Source organism: Hallella bergensis DSM 17361 (assembly GCF_000160535.1).
Classification (GTDB): domain Bacteria; phylum Bacteroidota; class Bacteroidia; order Bacteroidales; family Bacteroidaceae; genus Prevotella; species Prevotella bergensis.
Genome location: NZ_GG704784.1, coordinates 158,082 through 169,038, shown reverse-complemented (window position 1 = coordinate 169,038; position 10,957 = coordinate 158,082). Strand labels below are relative to the sequence as shown.

Annotated in this window: 6 protein-coding genes; 4 read left to right on the top strand and 2 right to left on the bottom strand. The window is 54.8% G+C overall.

Annotation, left to right across the window (positions count from 1 at the left end):
- The first annotated feature begins 668 nt into the window (after positions 1 to 668).
- From HMPREF0645_RS12200 to HMPREF0645_RS12185, 4 genes are all read left to right on the top strand, one after another.
- Positions 669 to 2,615 carry a sialate O-acetylesterase gene (locus HMPREF0645_RS12200; RefSeq protein ID WP_007175350.1) on the top strand — a complete coding sequence of 649 codons (1,947 nt, stop codon included), beginning with the start codon at positions 669 to 671 and terminating at the stop codon, positions 2,613 to 2,615.
- 9 nt (positions 2,616 to 2,624) lie between these two features.
- The gene (locus HMPREF0645_RS12195) at positions 2,625 to 5,069 is read left to right on the top strand and encodes a glycoside hydrolase family 95 protein (protein WP_007175349.1); all 2,445 of its coding nucleotides are present in this window, start codon (positions 2,625 to 2,627) and stop codon (positions 5,067 to 5,069) included.
- A gap of 77 nt (positions 5,070 to 5,146) precedes the next feature.
- The gene (locus HMPREF0645_RS12190; protein ID WP_044123639.1) at positions 5,147 to 7,087 is read left to right on the top strand and encodes a glycoside hydrolase family 97 protein; all 1,941 of its coding nucleotides are present in this window, start codon (positions 5,147 to 5,149) and stop codon (positions 7,085 to 7,087) included.
- Between the two features lie 12 nt (positions 7,088 to 7,099).
- Complete coding sequence (locus tag HMPREF0645_RS12185; RefSeq protein ID WP_044123670.1) at positions 7,100 to 8,500, top strand: glycoside hydrolase family 43 protein; 1,401 nt, start codon at positions 7,100 to 7,102, stop codon at positions 8,498 to 8,500.
- Positions 8,501 to 8,613: 113 nt separating this feature from the next.
- On the opposite strand, the gene HMPREF0645_RS12180 is transcribed toward HMPREF0645_RS12185, so the two are convergent.
- Entirely contained in the window at positions 8,614 to 10,137 is a 1,524-nt protein-coding gene (locus HMPREF0645_RS12180) for a peptide MFS transporter (RefSeq protein ID WP_007175346.1), read from the bottom strand.
- A gap of 63 nt (positions 10,138 to 10,200) precedes the next feature.
- Positions 10,201 to 10,956 carry a porin family protein gene (locus tag HMPREF0645_RS12175; protein WP_007175345.1) on the bottom strand — a complete coding sequence of 252 codons (756 nt, stop codon included), beginning with the start codon at positions 10,954 to 10,956 and terminating at the stop codon, positions 10,201 to 10,203.
- Position 10,957: the final 1 nt, after the last annotated feature.

Sequence of the window (10,957 nt, the reverse complement as noted above, 5' to 3'; positions counted from 1 at the left end):
TGGAGTCAAATTGCTCCATGATTGAAAATAATCCCCCAAAAGGAGTGAGTCTGTAGTTTCCTGATTCCATTTGACGACCTTAGGGAAATTAGTTGAAATCCCGATGTATAGCAGGACGCGTATTTAGGACTTGCAATCAAGTCCTGTCAATTAGTTTTACAAACACCCCTTCAGGTTTCGCGAATTTAAAATTCGACACCCCTTGTGTCAGAAATCCGCGAAATATGTGAAATTCGTAGTTCCCTAATTACCAGCTAATTACCTCAAAACCCCAAATCCAACCAGTTTGCTCATCCGCGGTTGACTATCGAATCGCGGTGCGGTTCAAGCCCATCCGCCTCGCGGTTGAGGCTCCGTCGCACGGCCATTGAACCCGAATCGCACAGCCACAAGGTTCTAATCGCAGCGTCGCGTCATTTTTTAGTAGCTCCGACCTTGTTTCTCGTACAGAAACATGGCGTATTTTTCTCTGGATGCTCCGGGAAAAAACATCAAAAAACCGTCATATAATTTTACAGGCGGAGCCATTGGCTCATCAAAAGATAAAATGCACTTTTACGGGTCATTTCACGTCAATGTTACATTGTCACACGATTATGAAACAAATGGGGGGTGTGTTTAGGTCCAAAAAGGCTATCTTTGCGATAGAAATCTAACAATGAAACAGTATGAAACTAAAAACAACCTTGGTGGCAAAAGTCTTTGCCACACTTGCCTTATGTTTTGGAGCAGGTAACGCGCAGGCTGCCGTTGATCCCAATTTCTACATTTTCCTGTGTTTCGGACAGTCGAACATGGAGGGGAATGCCAAAATCGAGGAGCAGGACCTCACGGGTGTGGACCCCCGGTTTATGATGATGGCGGCCGTCGACGATGCTTCCCGAAACCGTCGCATGGGTGAATGGTACACAGCCGTGCCGCCACTCTGCAGGGAGAACACCGGACTGACACCGGTCGATTATTTCGGTCGGACCATGGTGGAACGACTGCCTAAGGAAGTCCGCGTGGGCGTCATCACGGTGGCTGTGGGTGGCTGCCACATCGAGACTTTCATGCGCGATTCGGTCGACAATTATGTCAAAACGCGCGCACCGCAATGGATGAAAGGCATGCTCAAGGCCTATGGCGACAATCCCTATAACCGGTTGGTGGAGCTGGCTCGCAAGGCTCAGCAGGAGGGCGTCATCAAGGGCATCCTGCTGCACCAGGGCGAGTCGAACACTGGCGACAGGCGCTGGCCGGAGAAAGTGGCTTGGGTTTACAACCAGCTCATCGCCGATCTGAACCTGAAATCGGAAGATGTGCCCCTGCTGGCAGGCGAGGTGGTGAGGGCCGACGGGCGCGGACGCTGTGTCGCCATGAACCCCATCATCAACTCGTTGCCCCAGACCGTGCACACGGCTCACGTCATCTCGTCTGAGGGATGCACGAGCGGTCCCGACGATTTGCATTTCGATGCGGCCGGATATCGCGAATTGGGACGGCGCTATGGCAACAAGATGCTCTCGCTTTTGGGCTATCCCACCTATCAGGCAGTGACTGTTCCCGCCGACGCCAAGACGGCTTCGACCGTCATACCGGGCAACGAATTCCCCAAGGTGGACGGTCAGCGCAGGGCCTATTTCCAGCTGCGCGCACCACAGGCAAACCGTGTTCAGTTGGATATCTGTGGTAAGAAATATGATATGCAACGCGATGCCAAGGGCGTGTGGACGGCCGTGAGCGACCCGCTCGTGGTGGGCTTCCACTACTATTTCTTCTTGGTCGACGGCGTGCAGATCGTCGATCCGGCCAGCGACACGTTCTTCGGCTGTCACCGTCAGTCGGGTGGCATCGAGATTTCCGAGGGTGCCGAGGGCAACTACTACCGTCCGCAGCATGGTGTGGCCAAGGGTCAGGTGCGCTCGGTGGAATATTTTGCGCAGTCTACCAATGAATGGCGCCGCGCGATGGTCTATACGCCCGCTGAATATGAAAAGGGAAAGAAACGCTACCCCGTGCTCTACCTGCAACATGGCATGGGCGAGGACGAGACAGGCTGGAGCCACCAAGGGCACATGCAGCATATCATGGACAACCTCATTGCCGCCGGAAAGGCCGTGCCGATGATTGTCGTGATGGAGAGCGGCGACGTAAAGGCACCTTTCCGTGGAGGGCGCAACGAAGTCGGCCGAAGCAACTATGGTTCCAGTTTCTACAAAGTGTTGCTCAACGACCTTATTCCGATGGTCGACAAAACTTTCCGCACCAAGACCGACAGAGACCACCGCGCGATGGCCGGACTGTCGTGGGGCGGACATCAAACATTTGATATGGTGTTTACCAATCTGGACAAATTCTCATACGCCGGAGGCTTCAGCGGAGCCATATTCGGATTGGATGTCAACAAGACTTACGACGGAATCTTCTCGCGTCCGGACGAGGTGAACAGCAAGCTGCACTATCTCTTTCTCGGCTGTGGCAGTGAGGAGAACATGGGAACGGGCAAGTTGATCGACGATTTGCGCGGTGCCGGTATCAAGGTCGACGACTATGTTTCTCCCGGTACTCACCACGAATGGCTCACCTGGCGTCGCTGTCTCAAGGAATTTGTGCCACATTTGTTCAAGAAGTAGGTTGTGTTTATGTTGAAGCAAGTCTTTCTTGCCGGACTTATCTTGCTGGGCACCCTCACGGGGAGTGCTCAGCAACGGCTTTGGTATCATCAGCCTGCATCTAAATGGGTGGAGGCTCTGCCCATCGGCAACGGCTTTTTGGGTGCCATGGTCTATGGTGGGACACGGCAAGAGACTCTGGCGCTGAACGAGACAACGTTTTGGTCGGGCGGTCCCCATGACAACAATTCCACGGAATCCTTGTCCTATCTGCCGGAAATCAGACAGAAAATCTTTGAGGGAAAGGAAAACGAAGCCCAAAAACTCATCGACCAACACGTGGTGAAAGGGCCGCACGGCATGCGCTTCCTGCCCTTGGGCGACGTGAGGATACGGTTTGAGGAACATGGCGAAGTGGGGCAGTACAGCCGCAGCCTGAACCTTGAGAAGGCACTGCACGAGGTGAGCTACACCATCGGTGGAGTGAAAATCCAGCGTGTATCGTTTGCATCCTTGCCGGATCGGGTGATAGGCATGCGCATCAAATCATCGCGGCGAACCTCTTTTACCATCTCTGTCCACAGCCTCTTTCAATCCGAGGCGCAGACCCACGGCAACGCGCTCGAGGGCACGGTCTATGGAGACAGTCAGGAGGGAGTGGCCGGAAGGCTGCGTGCGCACTATCGGATCGTGGTGAAAGGTAATGGCAAGGTGGTGCCCACGGGCGACAGCCTGCGTGTGGAGCGAGCCTCAAATACGGAAATTTACATGGCCGCGGCCACCAATTTCGTGAATTTCAAGGATGTCAGTGGCGACGAGAAGGCTGTGGTCAACCGGCTGATGGCGGGTGTAAGCGGGCAGTCGTTCGACAGGCTGCTGAAGCGTCACGTGCGAGCCTACCGCTGTCAGTACGACCGGGTGAGCCTCACCCTGAACGGCGCCTCGCCGTCACCCCATGCGCAGTTGCCCACCGATGAGCGGCTGAGACAATTTGCGGGGAGCCAGGATATGGGCATGGTGGCACTGATCTTCAACTACGGTCGCTATCTGCTCATCTCCTCGTCGCAACCCGGCGGACAGCCTGCCAACTTGCAGGGAATATGGAACGGCGAAAGAAATGCGCCGTGGGACAGCAAGTATACCATTAATATCAACACAGAGATGAACTATTGGCCTGCCGAGACCTGCAACCTCCGGGAGGCCGTGAAGCCGTTGTTCTCCTTGATCGGAGACCTCAGTCTGACGGGTGAGAAGACCGCACGGCAGATGTATGGCTGCAGAGGTTGGGTGGCTCATCACAACACCGACTTGTGGCGCATAGCCGGTCCCGTGGACGGAGCCTATTGGGGCATGTTTCCCAATGGCGGCGGATGGCTCTCCACCCATCTTTGGCAGCACTATCTCTACACCGGCGACAGGGTGTTCCTGAGGTTGTGGTATTCGGTGCTGAAGGGTGCGGCCGATTTCTATTTGGACTATATGCAGACCGATCCGCGCACGGGCTATCTCGTCGTGGTGCCCTCGGTGTCGCCCGAGCATGGCCCCCATGGCAAGTCGCCGGTGGGAGCTGGCTGCACGATGGACAACCAGATTGCCTTCGATGTGCTGTCCAACTGTCTGCAAGCCACGGAGATACTCAACGGCAACCGAGCGTATGCCGACAGCCTTCGCAAGGCCATTGCCGCCCTTCCACCGATGAAAATTGGTCGGCATGGACAATTGCAGGAGTGGCAGGAAGATGCCGACGACCCCAAAGATGAGCACCGACACATCTCCCATCTATATGGGCTATACCCCTCCAATCAGATTTCTCCTTACACCAACCCAGAGCTTTTCGGGGCTGCCCGCAATACGTTGTTGCAGCGAGGAGACATGGCCACCGGCTGGAGTTTGGCCTGGAAGATGAATTTCTGGGCCAGAATGCACGACGGCAACCATGCGTTCAAGATACTCTCCAACCTGCTGCGGATATTGCCCCACGACGGCGTGACCCGGCAATACCCCAACGGACGGATGTACCCCAACCTGTTTGATGCCCACCCGCCGTTCCAAATCGATGGCAATTTCGGTTGTACGGCCGGTATCGTGGAGATGCTCATGCAGAGTCACGACGGTGCGTTGCACCTCCTGCCGGCATTGCCCGACGCATGGGCTTCGGGTCATGTCCGCGGACTTTGTGCCCGTGGAGGATTCGAGGTGAGTATGTCGTGGAAAGACGGTCGACTTACCGAGGCCAAGGTGTTGTCGAAGTTGGGCGGCGTGCTGAGGCTGCGCTCGTCGGTTCCCTTGCAGGGCAAGAGCCTGCACCCGGCCGTCGGTCCATGTCCCAACCCCTTGATGGCCGGGGCCGAAATCAAGAATGTGGAATATGATCAAGCCAACCTGCACGGCGCTGTAGCTCCGGCCAAGGTCTACGAATACGACATTCAGACCAAGGCGGGGAAGAGTTATCGGGTAGAGCCGAAGGCATTCTGATCAAAAAACGATATAGGACAAAGTAGACGAAGAAAACAGCCAACTATATCAAATCCTATTTAACCAAACAGTAGAACATGAAACGATACCTTTCAATGATAGTGGCATTGGGTGTGATGACATCGGTTTTGGCAACCGAGAAGAGCTTTCTCAGTCCACAAGGAAAAATAAAAACAACCCTTTCGGATGCCGGTGGCCGTGCCACCTATACGGTGACTTATGAGGGAAAAACCATGATTTTGTCCTCGCCCTTGGGCGTTGTGACGCCCGAAAGGGATTTTTCCATGGGGCTGACACTCGTTGGTGCTCAGTCGAACGACATTCGGGAGCACTACCAGCTTAGGAATATCAAGCAGTCGGAAGTCGACTATCAAGCCACGGAAGCTGTGTGCCGATTCAAGACTTCGCAGGGCGACTCGATCGATGTCGTGTTCCGTCTGACCGACCGTGACGTGGCTTATTGCTACCGGCTCTATCCGGCCAAGCAGCGATTAAGGGAAGTGATTCAAAGCGAAAGTTCCGGTTTTCGGTTTCCTGAGGGCACAACGACCTTTCTTTGTCCGCAGGTAAAGCCCATGGGTGGATTTGCCTCGACCTATCCCAGTTATGAAACCAACTACACTTGCGACGACACTCTTGGCAAGAATGGATGGGGCGAGGGCTACACTTTTCCCTGTTTGTTCAAGGTAGGAGCCGACGGATGGGTATTGGTTTCCGAGACAGGGGTAGGCGGAAACTATTGTGGCAGTCGGCTCATCGGACATCAGGACGGTCTTTACACCATCGGATTTCCGCAACCGGGCGAGGGAAACGGCCTGGGATCTGTCGAGCCGGGCATGGCCTTGCCAGGACAAACACCTTGGCGCACGATAACGTTGGGCCGTGATTTGGCCAACATTGTGGAGACCACGGTGCCTTTCGATTTGGTGGAACAGCGTTATCCCGCCTCGCAGGAATATGTTTACGGCAAGGGCAGTTGGAGTTGGATTATCGGCATGGATGGCAGTTGCAACTTCGACGAACAGAAGCGTTATATCGACTTTTCGGCGGCCATGGGGTATAACTCCGTATTGGTCGACGCACTTTGGGACACCCGTATCGGTCGTGAGGGTATTCAACGATTGGCTGACTATGGCCGAACGAAAGGCGTGAGCCTGTATCTTTGGTACAACTCCAACGGATATTGGAATGACGCTCCGCAAGGACCGCGCGGCATTATGAGCGACCCGATCAAGCGAAAAGCCGAGATGAAATGGATGCAACAGACGGGCATCCGGGGTATTAAGGTCGACTTTTTCGGAGGAGACAAACAGGATATGCTGCAGCGTTATGAACAAATCCTGAGCGACGCCAACGACTACGGATTACTCTGCATCTTCCACGGCTGCACGTTGCCACGCGGTTGGGAACGCATGTATCCCAACTTTGCGGCCAGCGAAGCCGTCCTGGCCAGTGAGAATCTGCATTTCTCGCAAGAGATGTGCGATGCTGAGGCTCGTAATGCCTGCATTCATCCGTTTGTGCGCAACACCGTTGGCAGCATGGATTTCGGTGGATCGGCGCTCAACAAGTTCTATAATGCCAACAACCGTACGGGCAACCAGCGACGCACGTCCGATGTTTTTGCCTTGGCCACGGCCGTGTTGTTCCAAAGCCCAGTGCAGCACTTTGCCCTGGCTCCTAATAATCTGACGGATGCCCCCGCATGGGCTGTCGAGTTCATGAAGCAAGTTCCCACCACCTGGGACGAAACAAAATTCATTGACGGCTATCCCGGAAAGTATGTCATTATGGCTCGACGACACGCTGACCAGTGGTATATTGTGGGTATCAATGCAGAGAAAGATCCGTTGAAACGCAGCTTAACCCTGCCCATGTTGGAGCCAAAAAGCGAGCTGACGGTCTACTCTGACAGTCCGGCCTTGCAGGGCAAGGTGAAGCCCATGACCTATAAACGCAAACTCAATATCACGATACCGCAAAACGGAGGCATCGTTCTCATCGGTCGTGCAGAATAAAAGGATGTGATGATGAAAAGAAAAATAATGATGATAAGTGCAGCGCTCATGCTGCCAGTTGCCCTGATGGCGCAAAACCCCTTTGTGCAAACCCGATACACAGCCGACCCCGCCCCTATGGTGAAGGGCGACACCCTCTATGTCTATGCAGACGTAGACGAGCCGGGAGCCGATTTCTTCTGGATGTATCAATGGCGCGTGTATTCCACGACCGACATGGCAAACTGGACCGATCATGGCGAACTTTTAGGGCTCAACTCGTTCAGTTGGGCTGATGACCGCGCTTGGGCTACACAGTGTGTGGAGCGCAACGGCAAATACTACTGGTATGTGTGTGCCCACTCCAAGCTCTCCGGTGGCATGGCCATTGGCGTGGCCGTGGCCGACAGTCCGACCGGGCCTTTCAGGGATGCGCTTGGCCAACCTCTCTATGACGATGGGAAGTGGGACAATATCGACCCAACAGCCTTGGTAGACGGTGACCAAGCGTATCTCGTATGGGGCAATCCGGAGATTCATCAGGCCAAACTCAATCCTGACATGGTGAGTTTTGACGGTCTGGTGACGCGGGTGGAGCAGAATGAGAAAAGCTTTGGCGCCCCATCACCGGCCAAGCGGGAGAAGGGTGTGAAATACAAAGACCTCTATACCGAAGGCCCCTGGCTTTCCAAACGCGGCAAGAACTATTACATGTTATATGCCGCGGGGGGCGTGCCGGAACACATTGCCTATTCCATGAGCAAGAAGCCTCTGGGTCCTTGGACTTACCAAGCCACCATCATGCCACAACTCAACTCCACCCGGTCGTTTACCAACCATTGCGGCCTGGCCACATTCAAGGGGCACGATTACTTCTTCTACCACACCGGAAACCTGCCCGGTGGGGGAGGCTTTGCACGCAGTATGGCCGTGGAGGAGTTTACCTACAATGCTGATGGAACAATCCCAACCATCATGCCTTCTGCCCAAGGAGTGCAGCCCGTGGGCACGTTCAATCCCTATCAGCGGGTTGAGGCCGAGACGATGGCGTTCTCTCACGGACTCACGACGGAGCAAAACCACCGCACGGGCGTGTATCTGAGCGATGTGCATCATGGCGATTGGCTGAAATTGGCCAACGTTGACTTCGGATCATCCGGCCCCCGGCATATCACCGTGAGCGTAGCCAGTGCCACGCAGGGCGGTCGGATAGAAGTATATACGGACAGCATCGGCGGCAAACCCATGGCCGAAATTCCCGTCCCTGCTACCGGCGGATGGGAAGAATGGCAGACCCTTCAGGCCGACATCACTGCGCCGCCTACCGGCATCCACGATCTGTTCTTCTCATTCAAAGGTCAGAAAGGTCGAAAACTGCTGACGTTCGACTGGTGGAAAATGGAAGTTGCGAACCTGCAAGAACCAAGAAAATAACAGTAAAAGGCAAAGGGTTTGGCCAATGGCCAAACCCTTTGCCTTATCATTCAAACGTGGCACGCCTTTAACACAAACTCTTGAGGTTAAAGGCGTGCACACGAAATTTTAGATTAACACACTTTCTCGAGCTTCTTCATCACCGAGAAAATGAAGACGAACGATGCCAAGCAGAGTGCCACCAGCACGCCCCACACCATCGTGAGCGGCACGGCTTTCCACAGGTATGCGGGAATCTGCACCAGGAAGTTGCCAATGGCGGTTGCACCAAACCAGCAACCCATCATTAGGCCTTGGTATTTCAGCGGAGCCACTTTGCTCACGAAGCTGATTCCCATTGGCGAGAGCATCAGCTCGGCAAAGGTCAGCACCAAATACGTGGAAACCAGCCACAGGGGCGACACGCGCTGTTCGTCGGTGAGCGTGTAGCTCAGACCCACCGAGGCTGCAATCATCACCACGAAACCGAGACCGGCCACGAGCATACCGTAACCAATCTTGCGGGGAGCCGAGGGCTCCTTGCCCCGTGAGGCAAGCCATCCGAACAGAGCCATGCTCAGTGGGGTGAGGGCCACCACGAAGGCTGGGTTGAACTGCTGGAAGATGGGGGCAGAAACCGCTACCACCTCGCCGCTGCTCACCAATGCGCTGTATTTGTAAATCAAGAAAGCCAATGCAGCCAGAATCACCAAGCCGGCAATGCCCTTGCCCTTGCTCGTTTTGGCTTGGAAGACGGCTACAAGTGCATAGATGATAAAGATAACAGCCACCACGTTGGTCACGTCAAACAGCATGGCGGTGAGTCCCGTGGCACTGGTCTGCGTGAAGTCGCGGGCAAAGAACGTCAGGGTCAGTCCGTTCTGGTGGAAGGCCATCCAGAAGAAAATCACTACCGCAAACACCAGGAACAAAGCCACCAAACGGCTCCGCGTGTCGGCTTTCTCCTCGGGCGTTTCCTCATGTTCCTCCACCTTGACTTCCGACTTCACAGTCTTGCTCTTGGCTGAAGTATCGATGTGGGAGAACGTATAGCGGAAGACGTAGTAAATCAGCATCGACACCATCAGCGACACACAGGCCACCCCGAAGGCATAGTGATAGGCCACCTGCTCGCTCACGCCGAAAGTGTTTTGCGACCATTCCATCAGCTTGAGTGCGGCCGTGGGTGCAAACAGGGCTCCGATGTTGATGGCCATATAGAATATGGAGAAACCGTTATCACGCTGTCCGGCCATTTCGGGGGAGTCATAGAGTTTGCCCACCATAACCTGCAGGTTACCCTTGAACAGGCTTGTGCCGATGCTGATCATCAGCAGGGCGGCGATCATAATCACCACGGCCGGCGTTCCGGCACCGGCGGGAATGGCCATGAGCAGATAGCCCAGGAACATCACGATAATACCGATGGTCACACAGCGGCCAAAACCGATCTTGTCGGCCACGGCACCACCCACGATGGGGAGAAAGTAGACAAGCATCAGGAACGTGGAAAACACCGTCCCGGTCAGTCCCTCGCTCCATCCGAAGTTGGCTTGGAGAAAGAGTGCAAAGATGGCCAGCATGGTGTAATAGCCGAAACGCTCACCGGTGTTGGCAAGGGCTAAGGCGAATAGCCCTTTGGGTTGATTTTCAAACATAGTTGGTTTAAGTTTTAATTGGGTTATGATTGATGTTGAATATCTTGTTGTGTGGCCATGCGATTAGTGCTTGCCCCGCGTGTCCTGATAGCGGGTGATGTCGAACAGATAGGCCAGTTTCACCGTGATGGTGCCGAAATTGCTCGACCCGAAATAGTCGCGTTTGGAGTCGCCATAGATGTTTCCCAGACCGTAATAATAGCGTGCCTCAAGCAGGAAGCGCCCCGCCTTGGGGTGACTGTATTCCAGTCCCACGCCGGCCATGATGCCATAGTCCAGCTTGTTTTCCACGGCCATCGTGTCCTGCGCCACAATGGTGTTGGCCCGATCGGCCAGATTCATGTTGCGCCATTCAAAATTCGACTTCGTACTCTCGCTCAGGTAATAGCCAAACTGCGGTCCGGCGTTCACAAAGAAGTTCACGCCGCGGTCTTCACGCCCCCAGGCCAGATGGGCCATGAACGGCACCTGGATATAGTTGATCGTGCGACTGTATTCCTCGGGCAAACCCGTGGCAGCATTGATGACAGGCTGATCGTTGAGGTCGCGGATGTCCTCACACCATCCCATCTGCCCATAATTCACCTCGGCAGCTACCGACGCGATGGTGGAAAAATACTTCTCCACCGTGTAGCGCATGGAGATGCCGCCCGTGAGGCCGCCCTTCATTTTCTGCACCACTTTGGGGGTGAAGCGTATGGTCGTCATGTTATACCCGCCGTTCAGACCCACGGAGAATGTGCTGCGGTGCTCGCCCACCTGTGCCCCGACGCATAGGGGTAGCAGCAGGAGGAGTGCGGAGAGAATAGGCTTTGTCATA